The organism is Micromonospora sp. Mcm103 (assembly GCF_024519755.1).
GTDB lineage: Bacteria > Actinomycetota > Actinomycetes > Mycobacteriales > Micromonosporaceae > Micromonospora > Micromonospora aurantiaca.
In genome coordinates, this window is record NZ_JALJRJ010000014.1 from 18,114 (window position 1) to 37,112 (window position 18,999).

At 74.9% G+C, this 18,999-nt stretch carries 17 protein-coding genes; 14 read left to right on the forward strand and 3 right to left on the reverse strand.

From position 1 onward, the window contains the following. Positions 1 to 5 precede the first annotated feature (5 nt). On the reverse strand, positions 6 to 1,097 hold the full coding sequence (locus tag OC439_RS18140; protein WP_262014451.1) for a ferredoxin reductase: 1,092 nt from the start codon (positions 1,095 to 1,097) through the stop codon (positions 6 to 8). 83 nt (positions 1,098 to 1,180) lie between these two features. Between OC439_RS18140 and OC439_RS18145 the strand changes: the two genes are divergently transcribed. The 11 genes from OC439_RS18145 to OC439_RS18195 all read left to right on the forward strand — a co-directional run bounded on the left by OC439_RS18145 (position 1,181) and on the right by OC439_RS18195 (position 13,133). Next, positions 1,181 to 2,404 (forward strand): PucR family transcriptional regulator, encoded by a 1,224-nt coding sequence (locus OC439_RS18145; RefSeq protein ID WP_262014452.1) that lies wholly within the window; start codon positions 1,181 to 1,183, stop codon positions 2,402 to 2,404. A 106-nt stretch (positions 2,405 to 2,510) separates the two neighbouring features. After that, positions 2,511 to 3,515, forward strand: coding sequence for an Acg family FMN-binding oxidoreductase (locus OC439_RS18150; protein WP_262014453.1), 1,005 nt, complete (start codon positions 2,511 to 2,513; stop codon positions 3,513 to 3,515). A 55-nt stretch (positions 3,516 to 3,570) separates the two neighbouring features. Beyond that, entirely contained in the window at positions 3,571 to 4,308 is a 738-nt protein-coding gene (locus OC439_RS18155; RefSeq protein ID WP_262014454.1) for a serine/threonine protein kinase, read from the forward strand. 749 nt (positions 4,309 to 5,057) lie between these two features. After that, complete coding sequence (locus tag OC439_RS18160) at positions 5,058 to 6,386, forward strand: DegT/DnrJ/EryC1/StrS family aminotransferase (protein ID WP_262014455.1); 1,329 nt, start codon at positions 5,058 to 5,060, stop codon at positions 6,384 to 6,386. Continuing rightward, complete coding sequence (locus tag OC439_RS18165) at positions 6,383 to 7,564, forward strand: MFS transporter (protein WP_262014456.1); 1,182 nt, start codon at positions 6,383 to 6,385, stop codon at positions 7,562 to 7,564. The genes OC439_RS18160 and OC439_RS18165 overlap by 4 nt, the downstream gene beginning before the upstream one ends. Then, positions 7,561 to 8,532, forward strand: a complete 972-nt coding sequence (locus tag OC439_RS18170) for a sulfotransferase (RefSeq protein WP_262014457.1) — start codon at positions 7,561 to 7,563, stop codon at positions 8,530 to 8,532. The genes OC439_RS18165 and OC439_RS18170 overlap by 4 nt, the downstream gene beginning before the upstream one ends. A gap of 4 nt (positions 8,533 to 8,536) precedes the next feature. Then, positions 8,537 to 9,367: an SDR family NAD(P)-dependent oxidoreductase gene (locus tag OC439_RS18175; RefSeq protein ID WP_262014458.1), complete on the forward strand. Its 831-nt coding sequence runs from the start codon at positions 8,537 to 8,539 to the stop codon at positions 9,365 to 9,367. Positions 9,368 to 9,396: 29 nt separating this feature from the next. Beyond that, complete coding sequence (locus OC439_RS18180; protein WP_262014459.1) at positions 9,397 to 10,236, forward strand: class I SAM-dependent methyltransferase; 840 nt, start codon at positions 9,397 to 9,399, stop codon at positions 10,234 to 10,236. A gap of 14 nt (positions 10,237 to 10,250) precedes the next feature. Continuing rightward, a complete protein-coding gene (locus tag OC439_RS18185; RefSeq protein WP_262014460.1) occupies positions 10,251 to 11,129 on the forward strand; it encodes a family 3 encapsulin nanocompartment shell protein in 879 nt (292 codons plus the stop codon). A 13-nt stretch (positions 11,130 to 11,142) separates the two neighbouring features. Continuing rightward, entirely contained in the window at positions 11,143 to 12,423 is a 1,281-nt protein-coding gene (locus OC439_RS18190) for an NAD(P)/FAD-dependent oxidoreductase (protein WP_262014461.1), read from the forward strand. Next, positions 12,420 to 13,133 carry an aspartate/glutamate racemase family protein gene (locus OC439_RS18195; RefSeq protein ID WP_262014462.1) on the forward strand — a complete coding sequence of 238 codons (714 nt, stop codon included), beginning with the start codon at positions 12,420 to 12,422 and terminating at the stop codon, positions 13,131 to 13,133. The genes OC439_RS18190 and OC439_RS18195 overlap by 4 nt, the downstream gene beginning before the upstream one ends. A gap of 226 nt (positions 13,134 to 13,359) precedes the next feature. Here OC439_RS18195 and OC439_RS18200 read toward each other — a convergent pair whose 3' ends face one another. Continuing rightward, on the reverse strand, positions 13,360 to 14,049 hold the full coding sequence (locus OC439_RS18200) for a hypothetical protein (RefSeq protein ID WP_167796882.1): 690 nt from the start codon (positions 14,047 to 14,049) through the stop codon (positions 13,360 to 13,362). Positions 14,050 to 14,423: 374 nt separating this feature from the next. On the opposite strand from OC439_RS18200, the gene OC439_RS18205 reads away from it, so the two are divergent. The 3 genes from OC439_RS18205 to OC439_RS18215 all read left to right on the forward strand — a co-directional run bounded on the left by OC439_RS18205 (position 14,424) and on the right by OC439_RS18215 (position 17,922). After that, positions 14,424 to 16,673 (forward strand): AAA family ATPase, encoded by a 2,250-nt coding sequence (locus OC439_RS18205; protein ID WP_262014463.1) that lies wholly within the window; start codon positions 14,424 to 14,426, stop codon positions 16,671 to 16,673. Continuing rightward, a complete protein-coding gene (locus OC439_RS18210) occupies positions 16,639 to 17,208 on the forward strand; it encodes a helix-turn-helix transcriptional regulator (protein WP_262014464.1) in 570 nt (189 codons plus the stop codon). The genes OC439_RS18205 and OC439_RS18210 overlap by 35 nt, the downstream gene beginning before the upstream one ends. 177 nt (positions 17,209 to 17,385) lie before the next feature. Next, positions 17,386 to 17,922 carry a hypothetical protein gene (locus OC439_RS18215; RefSeq protein WP_262014465.1) on the forward strand — a complete coding sequence of 179 codons (537 nt, stop codon included), beginning with the start codon at positions 17,386 to 17,388 and terminating at the stop codon, positions 17,920 to 17,922. A gap of 10 nt (positions 17,923 to 17,932) precedes the next feature. Here the strand turns inward: OC439_RS18215 and OC439_RS18220 are convergent, their stop codons facing one another. Then, on the reverse strand, positions 17,933 to 18,988 hold the full coding sequence (locus OC439_RS18220; RefSeq protein ID WP_262014466.1) for an acyl-CoA dehydrogenase family protein: 1,056 nt from the start codon (positions 18,986 to 18,988) through the stop codon (positions 17,933 to 17,935). Between the last annotated feature and the right edge of the window lie 11 nt (positions 18,989 to 18,999).

Here is an 18,999-nt window from a genome sequence, read left to right on the forward strand (position 1 = left end):
TCCTGTCAGATATCGATGTCGCAGGTACCGGCGGCGGCCGACACGCACGTCTGGACGAGCACGCCGTCCCCCGGTACGGCTGTGGTGACGTCGCCGTTGCGCAGGTCGCGCACGGCGCCCTGACGCAGCGGTACGACGCAGCCGAAGCAGATGCCCATCCGGCACCCGGAAGGCATCAGCACTCCGGCGTTCTCCCCCGCGTCGAGCAGGGTGGTGGCGCCGTCGGACTCGACGGTCACGCCCGCCCCGGTGAAGGTCACCGTTCCTCCCTCGCCCGGCGTGATCACCGTCGGGCGGAACCGCTCGGTGTGCAACCGGTCGAGGAGGCCGTTCGATGTCCAGTACCCCTCGACGGCGTCGAGCATGCCGATCGGCCCGCAGGCCCAGGTCTCGCGGTCGAGGTGGTCGGGCACCAGGCCGGCCAGTTCGGCGACGTCGAGCAGGCCGTCGGTGTCGGTGTGCCGCTCGACCAGCCGCAGCGTGCCGCGGTCGGCGAGCGCGCGCAGTTCCGTACCGAAGATGACGTCCTCGCGGGTGGGCGCCGAGTGCACGAGCACCACGTCGGCCCGGTCGGCCAGCCCGGAGCGGAGCATCCCCATGACCGGGGTGATGCCGCTGCCGGCGGTGAGGAACAGGACGCGCTCGGGCGTCGCGGCGGGCAGCACGAACTCGCCCTGGGCCTGGTCGAGGTGCACGATCGTGCCGGGCCGGAGCCGGCGTACGAGGTAGTTGCTGACCTTGCCGTCGGGGATCGCCTTCACGGTGACGGAGATCCGGCCGTCGGCGGCGTCCGGCGGCGAGGTGAGCGAGTACGCGCGCCACTGGCGTACCCCGTCGACGTCCACGCCGAGGCGGATGTACTGCCCGGGCGTGTGGCCCTGCCAGGCGCGGCCGGGTTGGATCACCAGCGTGGCGGCGTCGCGGGTCTGCGGGCGGATCGCGACGATCTTGCCGCGCAGCGGGGCGCCGGCACGAAGCGGGGCGATCAGGTCGAGATAGTCGTCGGGCAGCACCGGCGTGGTGACCGTTCCGGCCAGCCGCAGCAGCCTGTCCCGGAAGGTGACCTTCTGAGGGCGGCGGGAGGCAGTTGTGGTCATATGACCAGCGTGACCGCCCGATCGCATAACATCTTGACCGGCAAAGGTGAAACAGTCGCGGGTTTTTGTTCGGAGGGAACAACATGACGTCGGAGGCCGGCACGGGGCAGCGCGCCGCGCACCTCAACCTCGACGCCGGGATGGCCGCGACGCTGCGCGGCCGGCTGCCGGTGGTCGCCGAACGGACCGTCTCCGCGATCACCGCCGAGGTGCCCGACTACTCCGGCGCGCTCACCGGCGCCATGCGGGCGAAGATCGAGAACGCGGTACGCATCGCCCTCGGCACGTTCCTCCAGCTCATCGAGGGTACCCAGGCGTTCGACCCGAGCACTCCCCTGGCCCCGGCGCTGGAGGCCGCGTACGCGCTGGGCAGCGGCGAGGCCCGCTCGGGGCGCAGCATGGACGCGCTGCTGGCCGCGTACCGGGTGGGCGCCCGGGTCGCCTGGCGCGAGGTGTCGACCACGACGGTACGCAGCGGGCTGGCCGCCGAGACGGTGGCCGAGTTCGCCGAGCTGATGTTCGCCTACATCGACGAGTTGTCCGCGGCGAGCGTGGCCGGGCACGCCGACGAGTTGGCCAGCGCCGGCCGGATGCGCCGCCGCAGCCTGGAACGGCTCACCCAGCAGTTGCTGGCGGGCGAGCCGGAGGAGTCGCTGCGGCGCAGCGCGGAGCGCGCCGACTGGCCGCCGCCGCAGACCCTGACCGTGGTGCTGCTGCCCCGCCGGCACCTGCGCGCGGTGCTGGCGCTGCTCAGCCCGTACACGCTGGAGAGCGGTGAGGACCTGCCCGGCATGAACCCGGTCGAGGAGCTGGCCGTACTGCTGGTGCCGGACATGCACGGCGGCCGGCGCCGCCAGCTCACCCGGCTGCTGCACGGGCATCGGGCGGTGCTCGGCCCGGCCCGGCCCTGGCACCGGGTCTCCGCGTCGTACCAGCGCGCCACCCGGGCGCTCGCACTCGACCTCGGCGAGGCGGACGCCGGGCCGGTCGACACCGAGCGCCACCTGGCGACGCTGCTGCTCAGCATGGACCCGGAGGCCCTGGCCGACCTGCGCGCGCAGGCGCTCGCGCCGCTGGCAGCGCTGCCCCCGGCCACCGCGCAACGGCTGGCCGAGACGTTGCGGTCGTGGCTGCTGCACCAGGGACGCCGCGACGAGGTGGCCGCCGACCTGTTCGTACACCCGCAGACCGTCCGCTACCGGATGGGCAAGCTGCGGGAGCTGTTCGGCGACCGGCTGCACGACCCCGCCACGGTCCTCGACCTGACCATCGCTCTGGCCGTACCCCCGGAGCCGGAGGGGGCCTGACGCCGCGCCGGGGCGCACGGCCCGGTGCGGCCGGGACCTCCGGCCCTGTCCGCCCGCGACGGCGGCGGGCAGGGTCGGAAGGGGACGAGCAACCAGGAGGGCCGCCATGAACAGCTCATCGACCCGCACCGAGCAGGACCCGAGGGTACGGGTGCTGGAGGCGGCCGCCCGGCAGTCCCTGCACGCCCCGTCGGTGTTCAACACGCAGCCCTGGCGCTGGCGGGTCATCGGCGACGCGCTGGAGTTGCGCGCCGACGCGGACCGGCAGCTCGCCCACACCGACCCGGACGGCCGGCTGCTGATGCTGAGCTGCGGGGCCGCCCTGCACCACGCGCGCGTGTCGCTGACGGCGGTCGGCTGGGCGGTCACCGTGGAGCGGCTGCCCGACCCGGCCGACCCGTCGCTGCTGGCCCGGGTACGTACCACCGGCCCGGCCGACCTGGACGTGCCGGCGGGCCGCCTGGTCGACGCCATTCCGCGCCGCCGCACCGACCGCCGGGCGTACGGGGATCGGCCGGTGCCGGAGGCGGTGCTGGGCCGGCTCGGCGACGCCGTGGAGGCCGAGGGCGCGCACCTGCACGTGGTCCGGCCGGACCAGATGCCGATGCTCGCCGTCTCCACCGGGCGCGCCGCCGACGCGGAGCTGGCCGACCCCGCGTACCGGGAGGAGCTGCACCGCTGGACCCACCGCCCGGAGGGCAGCCGCGACGGGGTGCCCGCCGCCACCGCCGTGCGGCCGTCCCCGCGCCGGGTGCCGCTGCGCGACTACGCCCCCGGTGGGGCGGCCGGGCTCAGCGCGGGCGCGGACTTCGACCGGGGCGCGGCGTACCTGATCCTGTTCGGCGAGTCCGACGAGCCGGCGGCCTGGCTGCGCGGCGGCGAGGCGCTGTCGGCGCTGCTGCTCACCGCCACCGCCGAAGGGCTGGCCAGCGCGCCGCTCAGCGACGCCGTGGAGCTGGCCTGGCCGCGCCGGATGATGCGCGACCTGCTGGCCGGCATCGGAGACCCGTACCTGGTGGTGCGCGTGGGCTGGGGCCCGGACGCGGAGCTGCCGCCGGCGCCGCGCCGCGCGCCGGCCGACGTGATCGAGGTGGTGGACCAGCCGCGGTGACCCGGCGCGGTCCGGCGGGCCGCCGCCGGCACGACGGTCGTCGTAGCCTCGGCGGGTGTGGAACCTCGACCCGGCCGATGCGTTCGTGGTCTTCGGCGACCAGGACTCCGGGTGCGTCTCGTACGGTGTGGAGTCAGCGGGCCGGCGCTGGTTCGTGAAGCGGGCCGGGACGCCCGCGGCGCGTGAGTCGCTGACCCGCGCGCTGGGCCTGCACGCCGCGGTCCGGCACCCGGCAGTGGTCCGGCCCGAGCTGGTACGTGACGGCACGGACGGCCCGACGCTGGTGTACCCGTGGTGCGACGGCGTCGTGCTCAACCACGCCACCACCGGCGGCGGCAGCGACCGGAGCGGGCTGGCCCGCTTCCAGCGGCTGCCGGTCGCCGAGGTCCGCGCGGCGCTGGCAACGATCCTCGACGCCCACCTGGCCGTGAGCGCGGCCGGGTATGTCGCGGTCGACCTGTACGACGGATGCTTCCTCTACGACTTCGACGCCCACCGGATGCGGCTGATCGACCTGGACGAGTACCGCCCGGGGCCGTTCGTGCTCGACTCCGACCGGCTGCCCGGCTCCCGTCGTTACCTGTCGCCCGAGGAGCTGACCCGGGGCGCGACGATCGACGAGCGCACCACGGTCCACGCGCTGGGTCGTACGCTGCACCACCTGCTCGACGGCCCGTCCGGCTGGCGGGGCACCGCCGCCGAGCGCGCGGTCGCCGACCGGGCCGGCCGGTCCGATCCGGCGGAGCGGTACGCCACCGTGGCCGCGTTGGTTCGCGACTGGCGAGCCGCCTGATTCGCCAGCCTCGTCAGGCCGGGTCTCGACGCCCCGCGCCCACCCTTGCGGGCAACTTTCCGTTACAGCAGCCCGAGTCGGCGGCGAATCACGGAGGGTGACGGAGATTTCCGGGGTCGAATGGGTTGAATTGTCCGCCACATGCTCCTGAACAGCGGCGATGCGCGGCGAGCCGAGAGCTGGACGCATACCCCATCGCGCCCTTTGCTCTGCAGCCACGTACGCAGCAGTGGCCGTCAGTCACCGATGCGCCGATGGCTGCAGAGCAAAGGGCGCAGGGTGAGTTCCGCCCCGGAGCCGCGGAGGTTACTTTCGGTGACGGCCGATCCAGGCGGCGGCCGGACCCCGGCACGACCGGATCCCGCCCGATCGGGCGCGTGCAACCAGGCCGCACACGATCGAGCCCGGTGCGACCAAGCCCCGACGGGGTGGCGCCGCGTTCAGCGGCGGGAGGCGACCCGCCGCGCCGGCGGATCAGCGGGCCGGCCGCGACAATTCCGCATAGTCCACTGCCGGCACAGCCCGGCGCCGAACATATTCACGTCTATCTGTTGACGCGTACGGGATCGACGACAATCATTACTCTCGCTGGATCGACGCACCATGAATGTCGGATCTGGTGGCACTTCTTACCCCTCGACGGGATCGCGCCGGGACTGCGATTCCGCCGGGCGACCATGCCCGGCGCACGCCCGGCCAATCCTATCGAGTCGCTAGGAATTGTCGCCGCTCGCCCGAGGAGTCCGCCGGTGGACGGGAACGACGACGCTCCCGCACCGAGCCCGCCGAGGCCGGTGCAGAACGGCTCTGAGCTGCCCGAACAGCTCGTCTTGCACGGCGGACAGCCGGTGCGGCGTACGCCCTGGCCGACGTACGACAAGGGCGCGGTGTTCGTGCACAGCGAGGACGAGGACGCGGCTATTCGCGCCGTCCGCAGTCACCTCTACTTCCGATATGACCACCGGCCGCCTAATGAAACCGAATGCGGGCGGTTCGAGGACGAACTGTGTCGTTATTTCGGCACCCGGCACGCGCTGGCCGTTTCCAGCGGTACCGCCGCGCTGGCGCTCGCCCTGATGGGCGCCGGAGTGCCACCGGGCTCATTGGTGGCCTGCCCCGGATTCACTTTCGTCGCCACCCCCAGCGCCATTGTGCTGGCCGGTTGCCGGCCATTCCTGGTCGAGGTGGACGACGACCTGCGGATGGACCTCGACGACCTGCGCCGCCGGTGGCGGCCGGAGATCCGCGCCGTCATGGTCGTCCACATGCGCGGCTTCGCCGCCGACGTCGAAGCGCTGGCCGCGTTCGCCGCCGAGATGGGCGTGCCGCTCATCGAGGACGCGGTGCCGGCGCTCGGCGCCGAACTCAACGGGCGCAAGCTCGGCACGTTCGGCGCCGCCGGGGCGTTCAGCACCCAGTCCGACAAGGCGCTCAACTGCGGCGAGGGCGGCTTCCTGATCACCGACGACAGCACCCTGTTCGCGCGGGCGGTGGCGCTGTCCGGGGCGTACGAGGGGCGGCTGCGGCGGCACTTCCCGCACGGCGAGCCGCCGCTGACCGGCCTGGACCTGCCGCTGCTGAGCCTGCGGATGGACGAGATCCGCGCGGCCCTGCTGCGCGCCGAACTGACCCGGCTGCCACAGCGGCTCGCACTGTTCCACCGCAACTACGCGCACGTCAGCGCCGCCCTGGCCGGGCTGCCCGGGATCGCGGTGCGGCGGCCGGTCGCGCCCGGGGCGTACCTCGGGGAGGCGTTCGTGTTCCGCGTGCCCGGCGGCGACGCGGGCTGGGGCGACGCCGGCTGGTTCGCCCGCGCGCTGCGGGCGGAGGGGATCGACGCCCGCAACATCGGCGCGGACGACGACCTCAACGTGCGGGCGTTCTGGAACTGGCGGTTCCTGTACGACAGCGCCGACCCGGGCGAGATCCGCGCGACGCTGCCTCGTACCGCGCGGCTGCTGACCGAGACCGTCGACGTGCCGCTGTCGTCGAACCTCACGCCCGGGGACTGCGACGACCTGGTCCGCGCGGTTCGCAAGGTGGCCGCCGCCCGTGAGACCGCGCTGGTCGGGTCGTGACCGGCGCGCACACTCCGGCCCGGCCGCTGCCCCGGCTCGCGCTGGCCGGGCTGCTCGGCGGACTGTTCACCGGCTACCTCGGACTGACAGCGGTGATCCCGGTGCTGCCCGGCTTCCTGCGCGAACGGCACGACGCCGGTGACCTGACAGTCGGCGTGGTGGTCACCGTGACCGCGGTGACCGCGCTGCTGGTCCGGCCGGTCGCGGGCGCGCTCGCCGACCGGCACGGCCACCGCACGGTGATGCTGGCCGGGGCGCTCGTGGTGGCCGGTGGCGGCCTGCTCTACCTGGCCCCGCTGGGCGTGCCCGCGCTGGTGGCGGTCCGGCTGCTGCTCGGTGCCGGTGAGGCGGCGCTGTTCACCGCCGGCGCGGTGTGGATCGTGCAGCTCGCCCCGCACGAGCGGCGCGGCCAGCTCATCGGCCTGTACGGGGTGAGCATGTGGGGCGGCATCTCCGCCGGCACGTTCCTCGGCGCCACCGTGCAGCAGGCCGGCTATCAGGCGGTGTGGCTGCTCAGCGCGGTCGCCCCGGCGGTCGGCGCGGCGCTCGTCGCGCTGGTGCCCGCGCCGGCGCGTACCGCACCCGCGGCGAAGGGCGCCGGGCTGCTGCTGCGCCCGGCGCTGCTGCCGGGCATCGCGCTCACCTTCGGCGCCGCCGGGTACGCGGGTCTGGCCGCGTTCGTCGTGCTGCACCTGGACGCGCGGGGCATCGGCCACGGCGTGGTGGTGCTGAGCGTCTTCAGCGCCGTGTACGCCGGCACCCGCCTGGTCATCGGGCACCTGCCGGACCGGCTCGGCCCCCGCCGGGTGGCCACCTGGTGCGGGGTGGGCGAGGCGGTCGGTCTGCTGGTCATCGCGGTAGCGCCGAACCTGCCGGTGGCGGTGGCCGGCAGCGTGGTGATGGGCGTCGGATTCTCCCTGCTGCACCCGTCGCTGGCGCTGATGGTGATGAACCGCACCGACCCGGCGCGGCAGGGCGCGGCGATCGGGGCGTACACCTCGTTCTGGGATCTGGGTCTGGCGGTGTGGGGGCCGGCGACCGGCCTGGTCGCGGCCGGTCTCGGCTATCCGGCGGTGTTCGTCGCGGGCGCGGCCGGCGCGGCGGTCGCCGCCGCGATGGCGCTGCGCATCGGCCGGGTCGCGCCCGCGCCGGCTCCGGCGGAGGTACGCGCGGCATGAGCGCACCGGTGACCGTCCTGAGCGTCAACGGCTGGTGCCGCAACGGCAGCACCATCATCGGCAACGTCCTCGGTGAGGCGCCCGGTGTGGTGCACGTCGGTGAGCTGCACTTCCTGTGGAAGAACTCGACCGGGCGCGGGGTGAACGACAGGTGCGGGTGCGGCGCCGCGCTCACCGCCTGTCCGCTGTGGTCGGCGGTGCTGCCGCTGGGTCGTCCGGCCGGGATGCCGACGGACGCGCACGCCGCCGAGGTGATCCGCCGGCAACGGGCCCGGCTACGGACCCGGCACACGTGGCGGGTGCTGCGCCGGGGCGCGTACGACGCGGACACCCGGGCGCACGCGGACCTGCTCGGCGCGGTCTACCGGGAGGTGGCCGCCCGCACCGGCGCCCGCGTCATCGTGGACAGCACCAAGATCCCCGGCGAGTCGGCGTTGCTGCCGCACGTGCCGGGCGTCCAGGCGTACTGGCTGCACCTGGTGCGCGACCCGCGCGCGGTGGCGCACTCGTGGCGGGAGCCGAAGGAGTACGTCTACGCGATGTCGGCGGCGCGCAGCACCGCGTACTGGCACGGGTTCAACCTCGCGTCGGCGGCCATAAACAGGCGGTACCCGGACCGGTCGGCGTTCCTGCGCTACGAGGACTTCACCGCCGACCCGGCCGGCACGATCGGCGCCCTGCTGAAGCTGGTGGGTGTCGACCCGGCGGCCAACCCGGTGCGGGACCGGACCGTCGAGCTGCGCGGCAACCACACCGTCACCGGCAACCCGGACCGCTTCCGGACCGGCCCGACCGTCATCCGGGACCGCGACGACGGGTGGCGGCGCACGCTGACCGGCCGGCAGCGGCTCGCGGTGGCGGCGCTGGCCTGGCCGCTGTCCACCCGGTACGGCTACCGGTCCGGCGGGCCGGACGGCGACCCGGCGTACCCCGGCGCGGCGGCCCGCGTCGGCGAGACGGAGAGGTGAGGACGTGGATCTGGGGCTCAAGGGCCGGGTGGCGCTCGTCGCGGGCGGTACCAGTGGCATCGGGCTGGCCTGCGCGAAGGAGTTCGCCGCGGAGGGCGCGCACGTGGCGGTCTGCGGGCGTGACCCGCAGCGCCTGGCCGCCGCCGAGCGGGAGCTGGCGGCGGTGGCCTCCGGCCGGATCAGCGCGACCGGCGTGGACCTCACCGACACCGAGGCCGCCGCCCGCTGGGTGGACCGGGTCGCCGGCGAGCTGGGCGGCGTGGACGTGCTGCTGGTCAGCGGCGGCAGCCCGCCCGTGGGCACCGCCACCGGCTTCGACACCGACGACTACCGGGCGGCCGTCGACCGGGTGCTGCTGCCGGCGGTAGCGGTGTCGCTCGCCGCGCTGCCGCACATGCGCGCCGCCGGCTGGGGCCGGCTGCTGCTGGTGGCCTCCGAGACCGCCTGCGTGCCGATCGGCCCGCTCGTGCTGTCCGGGGTGACCCGGGCCGCGCTGGTCCGCTTCGCCCAGGGCCTCGCCGTCGACGTGGGCCGCGACGGCGTCACCGTGAACGTGCTCGCGCCCGGCGGGGTGCGGACGCCGCCGATGGAACGCGCCGCGGCCCGGCTCGCCGGCGCGGACGGCGACGTCGAGGCGCGGCTGGCCTCGATGGGCCACCACAGCGCCGTCGGCCGGCTGGCCCGGCCCGAGGAGGTCGCCGCGGTGGCCGCGTTCCTGGCCGGCGAGCGCGCGTCGTACGTGACCGCCGGGGTGCACCTGATCGACGGCGGCGCCGCCGCCACCGGCCCCGACCTGCCGCACCTCACCGGCGTCCGCAAGGACACCTACGCCTGACCCACCGACCGCCGCACAAGGGAGTGCCCATGTCCACGACCAGCCGGTTCACCGAGCGGGACGTCTCCGAGTTCTTCGACCAGACCACGCAGACGTACCTCAGCTTCTGGGACAGCGAGGGCGTGCTGCACACCGGCTACTTCACCGGGGAGGACGACAGCGACTACCACGCGGCGGCCGACCGGACCTCCGACATCCTCGCCGCCGACGCCGGGATCGACGCCTCGGCGAACGTGCTCGACGTGGGCTGCGGCTGCGGCAACTTCCTGCTGCGCCTGGCCGAGCGCACCGGCTGCCGGGGCGAAGGGCTGGACCTCAGCATCGAGCGGGTGCGCTTCGCCGAGCAGCGGCGCGCCGAGCGGGGCGCCGCGCTTCCCGTGTCGTTCCGGCACGGCTCGGCCACCGCCCTGCCGTACGACGACGGCACGTTCACGCACGTGGTCAGCCAGGACGCGCTGTTCCTGGTGCCGGACAAGCCGCGCAGCCACGCCGAGATGTTCCGGGTGCTCGCCCCCGGCGGGGTGCTGGCGGTGTCCGACTTCCTCCAGCCCACCGAGCGGATCGGCGAGGCGGCCCGCCGGCACGTCTACGACCGGGTGCGCTGGAACGACGGCTACTCGCTCGACGGCTACCGCCGGGCACTGACCGAGGCCGGGTTCGTGGACGTGGTCGCACGCAGTCTCGACGCGCACATCAGGCAGACGTACCGGGTGCTGGGCCGCACCGCCCGGGAGCGCGCGGAGACGACGGCGGACGAGGCGGCGCGGACCTGGATCCTCGGCTTCGCCGACTCGTGCGACGAGATCCAGGCGGCGATCGACAGGGGCGAGTTCGGCTGGGGCATGTTCGTCGCCCGCAAGCCGGCCTGAGGGAGGGACAGCAGATGTCACAGCGCACCGACACCGTGAAGCGGACGATCGCCGAGGTGGTCGCCGAGCGGAAGACGCAGATGTCGCCCGGCGCGACGTTCGTCGAGGCGTTCGCCAAGGACGGCTTCGACACCAGCGTCGACTACGACGTGACGATCACCGACTCGCTGACCAGTTCCCGGCGCAAGCCCCGCTACCCGTCGCGGAACATGCTCAAGGTGGTCGACCTGTCCCGGGATCCGCAGGACTACTACTGGCACGAGAGCCCGCCCCGCCCGGGCGACCCGGCGGTGGACGGCGCGGACCTGCGCCGGGAGGCGGCCAACCACTTCCACCGCTCCCCCATCCCGTCGCTGCTCACCACCACCGCGTGGGTGCAGGTGCCGGACACGCTGTGGGAGGACCCGGTCAGCTTCGCGCAGTTCATCGACTACCGGCTGGTGGTGCGGCTGGCGACGGCCGAGAACCACACCATCCTGCGCGGCGAGGGCGGGCTGCTGACCATGCCGGACCTGGGCCGGCTCACCGACCCGGGGCCGTTCGCGTCCACCGTCCTGGCCGCGTGCAACGAGGTCGAGCAGATGGGCAGCACCGCCGACGGGCTGATCATCAACCCGGCCGACTACTACCGGCTGCTGGGCAGCGGCTCGCTGATGCGGGACGTGGAGGACAACGGCGTGTTCATCGTGCGTACCCGGCTGGTCGACCCGGGCACCGCGATCGTCGGCGACTTCGGCCACGGCGCGCTGCTGTTCGACGCCGGCCGGTCCACCATCGCGTTCGCCGAGCCGCCGCCCGGCACGTTCGCCGAACCCGGTGTGGCGCTGCGCGCCGAGATCTGGGAGCGGGTCGTGGTGAACCTGCCCACCTGCTTCTTCGTCGTGACGCTCTGACCGGCGGCGGCTGATGACGACGCCGGGCCGTACCGACGCCGACGTGCTCGTGGTCGGCGCGGGCGTGGTGGGCCTGTGCTGCGCCTGGTTCCTGCGCCGCGCCGGGCTCAGCGTGACGGTGGTGGACCGGGGCGAAGTCGGCGACGCGGCGGCCTGCTCGGCCGGGAACACCGGTTTCGTCGGCACCCAGGGCTCGGCGCCGCTGGCCGAGCCGGGGGTGCCGGCGACCGGGATCCGCTGGCTGTTCAGCCCGGAGAGCCCGTTCGCGGTCCGGCCCCGGCTCGACGGCGCGCTGCTGGCCTGGCTGTGGCACTTCCGCCGGCACTGCACCGAACGCCACGCCCGCGCCGGGTTCGAGACGCTGCTCGCGCTCAAGCAGCGCAGCCTCGCGCTGCTGCGCGAGATCTGCGCCGAGGACGAGCTGGCCGGGACGCTCACCGAACGCGGCATGATCCTCGCCTGCCACACCGAGCAGGGGTACGCGAAGGCGCGCCGGACGATCCCGGCGGCGACCGCCCGTGGGGTGCCGCTGCGCGAGCTGGACCGGGCCGAGCTGGCCCGGCTGGAACCCGGCGTCGACTTCGCGGTGGCCGGGACGCTGCTCAACGAGGAGGGCGCCGCGCTGCGTATCCCGGCGTTCCTGGTGGCGCTCGCGGCGGCGCTGCGGGCGCGGGGCGTGGACGTCGTCACCGGCGCGGAGGTACGCGACTTCGAGGTGACCGGGCGGCGGGTACGCGCGGTGCGCACCAGCAGGGGCGAACTGCGCCCGGCCGAGGTGGTGATCGCCGCCGGGGTGTGGTCGGCGGCCTGCGCCCGGATGCTCGGTGTCGGGCTGACGCTGCAACCGGCGAAGGGCTACACCGTCACGCTGCCCGCCGGGCCGGGCACGCCCACCCGCCCGGTGCTGCTCAGCGAGGGCAAGGTCGCGGTGATGCCGCTGGGTGACCGGGTACGCGTCGGCGGCACGCTGGAACTGTCCGGCCTGGACACGTCGATCTCGCCGCGCCGCGTCGACGGGATCCTGCACACCGCGCGGCGGTACCTGCCGGCGCTGGACACCGGCCGGCGCCTGGACGTGTGGAGCGGGCTGCGTCCGTGCACCCCGGACAGCCTGCCGTTGATCGGGCGGGCCGGCGGCTACGACAACGTCAGCGTGGCCACCGGGCACGGGCACATCGGGATGGGCCTGGCCCCGGCCGGTGGGCAACTGCTCGCCCAGCTCGTCGCCGGCGCCGAGCCGGACCTGCCGCTGGAGACGTTCGCCGTGGACCGCTTCCAGAGGGGGATCTCGTGAGCGACCGGCCGGAGATCGGCGTGCTCTGCCTCGACACCAGCTTCGACAAGATCCCCGGGCACATCCGCAACCCGGACACGTTCGACTTCCCGGTGCGCTACCGGGTGGTGGAGGGCGCCACGCCGCAGCGGCTGGTCCGCGAGGCCGACCCGACGCTGCTGCGACCGTTCGTCGACGCGGCCCGTGACCTGGAGGCGGCCGGAGTCGCCGGGATCACCGGGGCGTGCGGGTTCCTCGTGCTGTTCCAGGCCGAACTCGCCGCCGCGGTGCGCGTCCCGCTGTGGTCGTCGAGCCTGGTGCAACTGCCGATGGTGCACCGGATGGTCGGGCGTCCGGTCGGGCTGCTGGTCGCCGACGAGGCCGCGCTGACCCCGCGTCACCTGGCCGCGATCGGCGCCGCCGACGTGCCGGTGGCGGTCACCGGCATGGCCGGGCAGCCGGAGTTCCGCGAGGTGATGCTGGAGGGGCGGCGCGACGCCCTCGACGTCGAGCGGCTGGCCGCCGAGGTGGACGGGCGGGTCGACGCGCTGGCCCGCGCGCACCCTGAACTGGGGGCGCTGGTCGTCGAGTGCACCGACCTGGTGCCGTTCGCCCACCGGATCCAGGCGCGGCTGGGGGTGCCGGTGTTCGACATCGTCACGCTGACCACGATGGCGTACGCGAGCCTCACCCGGCGGCCGTACCACCGGAAACGGCGCGGACCGCAATGAGGAGCTGTCGGAAAACTGCGCCGGAAACCGCCGGTTTCGTACCCGGCCGGGGCGCAACGACAACGGGCGACCCGCTGACGTGCGGCACTTCCGCCGATTGGTCAATAATTGCGGCCGGAAGAAGTGGGCGGCCGCCTGGAATAACTGTTCCGTGGGCGCGCTCCCGGGATCCTGAATCGACGCAGAGTGAGCCGATGGTGGCAGTTTCGGCAGGCCGTCGCCGCGGTCAGCCGCACCAGTCGTAACCGGGCGCACGGCGGGTGCGGTGCGCCCGCAACGGGACGCCGGAGGTGGCGGCGAGCACCGCCCGCCGCGCGGTCGCCTCGATCCGCCGGCTGTCCGCCCCGGTGAGGCCGATCTGGTTGAGCAGACACCGCAGCGGGGTGGTCAGTTCGTCCGGCCCACCGGCCACCGGAACGATCCCCGACCGGCGCAGCACCCCGGTCCACCGCGCCACCCAGCCGCGCCCCTCGGCGAGCAGCCCGGCCACGCCGCGCAGCCGCGCCGGCACCCCGGGTGGCGGCGACCGCAACCACTCCACGCAGTGTGGACAGGCGTCCGGTCCGGCCGGCGCGGCGGCTGCCGAGCCGGGGTACGCGGCGGCGACCCCGGCGCACAGGAACGTGGCGAGGGCGAGATCGCAGCCCGTCCGTATCCGCGCCGGGCGGGTGGCGGTCGCCGCGATGATCTCCAGGGCGAGCGCGCTGGACTGCTCCCGCAGGTCGGTGTGGCGTACCGGAAGCGCGCCGGGCTCGGGGCACACGGTCACCGGCCGGCCGGCGCTGCGGCCCGCGAGCACGAGACCGGCCAGCCGGGCCCGGAGCACGCCGGGGTCGGTGCAGCGGCCGTGCACGTGGACGTCGGCGGAACCCCGCCGGTCGTAATACCAGCCGGTAACCTCGCCGCTCCGGTGCATACCCGAAAAGAGCGGACCAATACCCCTCGTCAGAAAGGAGTCGGCATGGGTCGAACGGCCCGGTAACGGACAGTGCAGCAGCACCCAGTCACCGGTTTCCTGACCTCGTTTGCGCATGGGCGAACCCTTTCCGCGAAACACCGCGACCAGTGTCGATCGCCGGCCCGTCGTCGACAGTGGGGGAAACCCCACATTGCATCGGGGCGTTAGGGTCGTGCCGTCAACAACCGTCGATTACGCCGGTATCCGGCGCAACGGCGCGCCCGCCCGGCGCCGTGCCGTGCAGCGGCACATCATGGACAGCGACGCCCGGGCGGAGCAGGCCGGGGTCGGGCACCCGCCCGGCGCACGTCCCGAAAGGATGCAGGTGTCCGATGGCGAGCCTCGACGACGACCCGGAGGGAGCCGAACCGGCGTCGTTCGTGGGCCGGGCACCCCTGCTGGCGGCGGCCCGCCGGGCCGTCACCGCGGCGGCCGACGGCACGTCCACCGTCCTGGAGCTCCCCGGCGCGCCGGGGATCGGGAAGACGGCGCTGCTCGAACGCTGCGGGCGCCTCGCCCGTGCCGCCGGACTGAGCGTGCTGTCCGCGGTCGGGCGCGCCCCCGCGACGTACGCCATGCTCGCCCCGCTCTGGCGCTCCCACGACGGCGCCCGCGGCCCCGGCCGGCGTGACCCGAGGTCACGGCTGCTCGCGGCGCTCGCCGCCGGGCACAACCGGCAGGGCGGCCCGATGCTGCTGGTCGACGACGCGCACCTGGCCGACGCGTCCTCACTGGAGCTGATCGGCGAGCTGGTCCGCAATCCACCGGCCGGGCTGGTCCTCGTGCTGGCGTACCGGCTGGCCCGGATGTCCGCCCCGCTCGCGGCCGCCCTGGCGGTGACCAGCGGACGGCACGAACGCCTGGAGGTGCCACCGCTGTCGGTGGTCGAGGTCGGGCGGATGCTGGCCCAGCCGTGCCACCGCGCGGAGCGCATCCACGCGCTGGGCGGGGGCAACCCGCTGTACAGCCAGGCGTACCGGCACCTCGACGACGACTGCCTGGACCCGAGCCGGCACCAGCCGGTCGACCTGGCCGAGGCGCTGCCGCCCGAGGTGGTGCGGGTGCTCGCGCCGGAACTGGCGCTGCCGGCGCCGGAACGGGCCGTGGCCGAGGCCGCCGCGGTGCTCGGAGTGACATTCGACCCGACGCTGATCGCCGCCATGTGCGAGCTGGACCCGCAGGACTGCCAGGACCTGACCGACCGGCTCGTCGCCCGCGAGGTGCTGCGCGCCGACCTGCACGAGGAGCCGGCGCTGCGGTTCCGGCACCCGGTGCTGTGCGCCGCGGTCTACCGGCAGGTGCCGCCGGGACGCCGCCGCACGCTGCACGCCACCGCCGCCCGGGTGCTGCGCGAGCTGGGCCATCCCGCGCCCGCCTACGCCGACCACCTGGCCCGATCGGCCCGCCCGGGCGACACGGACGCCGCCCGTACGCTGCTCTCCGCCGCCGGTCATCCGTTCGTGCCGGCGGCGGACACCGTGCGCTGGCTGTCGGTGGCGGCGCGCCTGGCCCCGTCGGCGTCGGCGCGCTCCGGGCTGCCCCCGGCCGAAGGGCTGCACCTGGCCGACGCGCTGGTGCGCGCCGGCCGGGTGGCCGACGGGCGGGGCGTGCTCCAGGACGTCGCGGCCCGGTCGGACGGCGACGTGCGGGCGGAGGCGGTCCTGGCCCAGGCCCGGGTGGAACGGCTGCGCGGGCAGAGCCGCCTCGGGTACACGCTGCTGCGTGACCTGATGCCGGAGCCGCACACCGCGCCGCTGCCCGGACGGCTGACCGCCGCCGTCGCCGCGGAACTGGCGATCTGCGGGGCGCTGGCCGGTGAGCGGGAGGCGGTCCGCTACGCCGCGCTGGCCCGGCGGACCGGCGGCGCGGCCGGCCGGCCGGTGGAGGCGGCGTGGTTCGGGGTGGTCTCGGCGTTCGCCGCCTGCTACGTGCCGAGCACAGTGGACGTGACGGCGACAGTGGCCGACGCCACGACGGCCGCCGACGCCTCGACCGACGCCGAGCTGAGCACCCACCTGGACGTGCTGGCGCTGCTCGGCTGGGTGGAACTGCTCCAGGGCCGCGAGACGCGTGCGATCCGGCACTTCGACCGGGCGCTGCGCATCGCCACCACCGCGCGCAACGACGTGCTGGTGCCGTACCTGCGCAGCGGGCGGTCCTGCGCCGCCCGTCAGCTCGGCCTGCTGGACCAGGCGCGCGCGGACGCCGTCGAGGCCGAGCGGTACGCCGACCGGCTCGAGCTGGACACCATGCACCGGTTCGCCCGCATCATGCGTACCGCCGTCGTGTACTGGCAGGACGGGCCGGCCGCGGCGCTGCGCCTGGCCGAGCCGGTCGTGCGCAGTTCGGCCGACGACTGGTTCGGCTCGGTCGTCCAGCGCATCCACGCGCAGATGCGCGACGAGTGCGCCGACCGTGCCAACACGCTGACGTTGCTGATCCGGGCCTGCGGCGGGACCACGCTGCGCGCGGTGGACGTGTGCCACCGCCCCGACGCTGTCCGGCGCGGCCCGCCGGCGGGGCGACGTCGAGGAGGCCCGGCGCTGGGTGCAGCAGGCCGAACGGCACGCCGGCGCGTGTGACCTGCCGGGGCAGCAGGCGCACGTGGCGCTGGCCCGGGCGCGGATCGCGATGGCCACCGACCTGCCCGCCGCAGCGGCCGGTGCGGCCGGCGCCGCCGAGGCGTTCGCCCAGCTCGGCTGGCCGCTGGAGGAGGCCGCCGCGCGTCTGGTGCACGCCAAGGCGCTGGACGGGCTGCACGACTGGCAGGCCGCCGAGGCGAGCCTGGCCCAGGTGCGGCGCATCGCCGAGACGTGCGGCGCCCGGATCCTGCACCGGGCCTCGATCAGCGCGCAGAGCCGGTTGCTGGGCCGGGCCGGTCGCGTCGGCCGGCGGACCTCCGGGCCGCCGGCCGACATGCCGACGCTGACCCGCCGGGAACGGGAGATCGTCCAGCTCATCGCGACCGGCATGAGCAACGGCGAGGCGGCGGAGCGGCTCTACGTCACGGTCAAGACCGTCGAGGCGCACCTGACCCGCATCTTCCGCAAGGTCGGTGTGTCGTCACGCTCCGCGCTCATCGCCTCGATGATGGACCCCGGCACCGACGAGTATTGAGTCTCTGTGCTGGGCTCCGGCGATTCCGCGTTCGCCGCTTGGTGTATTGCGTCTTCTGTTCCGCTACGATGTGTCAACCGTGCTTCGACGCAAGCAGCGCACCCTACCTCCGACGCCCGGGCCGCGCCACCGCGGGACCAGAAACTCTGGACCGCAGGTGCCCGAAGAAGGCATGACATGAACGAATACATCGTCACCATCGTCCCCGTCGTCGACGACAGCTTCGCCAGTCCGGCGGTGCAGACGCGGGTCCGCCTCGAACTCGAGGACGGCCGTCCGACGGTCAAGGAGGTCGTGATCCAGCCGGTCGAGGGCGCGGAGATGCGCGGCGGCGAGCTTCCGTACATCAATCTCGAGCTGCTGCTGTCCGCGTTCATCCCGGGTGCCGCCGGTGACCGGCCGGGCGTCTCGGTGACCGGTGGTGCGCTCCCCCGGGTCAGCACCGGTGCGGCCGAGCCGGCGCGTGCCGAACCGGCGAGCCCGACGGCCGGCCGGTCCCGCAAGGGCGGGCTGAGCCGCAAGCCGGCCGCGACCGCCCGGATCCAGGCCGGGCGCGCGTACCGGCGGGCCCCGCAGGACGACGAGCTGGAGGCCGTCTACCGGCAGACCGGCACGATCGCCGGGGTGGCCGGGCACTTCGGAGTCCCGGCGCACACCGCGCAGGGCTGGATCACCCGGTTGCGCCGCAAGCACTCGGCGGCCACCGACAGCTGAGGCGGGGGCGTCAGGCCGCGGCGAGGACCATCGCGGCCAGCTCGGCCCGCAGATCCGACGCCGTACCGGCGAAGTCCTGGTGCCACAGCGCCCGGCGGTACCAGCGATGGGCCGGATGCGCCCAGGTGAACCCGGCCGCGCCGAGCGTCTGGATCGCGGCCTCGGTGGCGGTGAGCGCCGCCTCCCGCGCGGCCAGGGCCGCCGCGACGACCTCCGGGCCCGCGCCGGGCTCCCGCTCGGCGACGCACCACGCGGCGCGGTAGGCGAGCGACCGCGCCGTCTCGATCCGGGCGTACGCCTGGGCGAGCGGGTGCGACACCGCCTGGTTGGCGCCGATCGGGCGGCCGAACTGCACCCGGTCGCGGGCGTGGGCGACGGCGATCTCGTGGGCCCGGCGGGCGATTCCCACCGCCTCGCAGGCGAACAGCGCCAGCGCCAGCCGCCGGGTGTCGGCCAGTACCCGGCGGGCGTCCAGCCACAGATCCTCCGCCGGCGCGCCGGCGAGGTCCACCCGGCACTCGGCGCGGGTGGCGTCCCACGGCGCCGGCAGCGGGACGCGGCGGGTCCGCGCGAGGTCGGCGAGGTACAGGCCGGGGCCGTCGGGCCCTCGGGCGACCACCACCGCCGAGGTGGCGGTCAGGCCGTCGACGACGCGTTCCTTGCGGCCGTGCAGCCGGACCGCGTCCCGGTCCGGCACCGCCCGGCAGCCGGGCAGGTGCGCCTCGTCGAGACGGGCCCGCCCGGCGGGCGCCTCCGCCCACGCCAGTGCCACCGGGCCGGCCGGCGGCTGACCGGCGGCCCGCAGCGCCGGGCCGGCCAGCGCGACGGTGGTCAGCCACGGCTCGCGGTGCAGCCCGTAGCCGCACTCCTCGGCGAGCACGCCCCACTCGACCGCGCCGAGGTCGGCGTCGAGCCAGCCGAGCGTGCCGAGAGTCTTCCAGGCGGCCTCGCGCCGGGCCGGGTCGGTCTCGGGGACACCGGCGGCGTCGGGCGGCTGCTGCTCGGCCAGGTACCGGCGGGCGGTCTCGGCGAGGGCGAGTTGTTCCGGGGTGAACGCGAAGCGCACGGTCCCTCCAC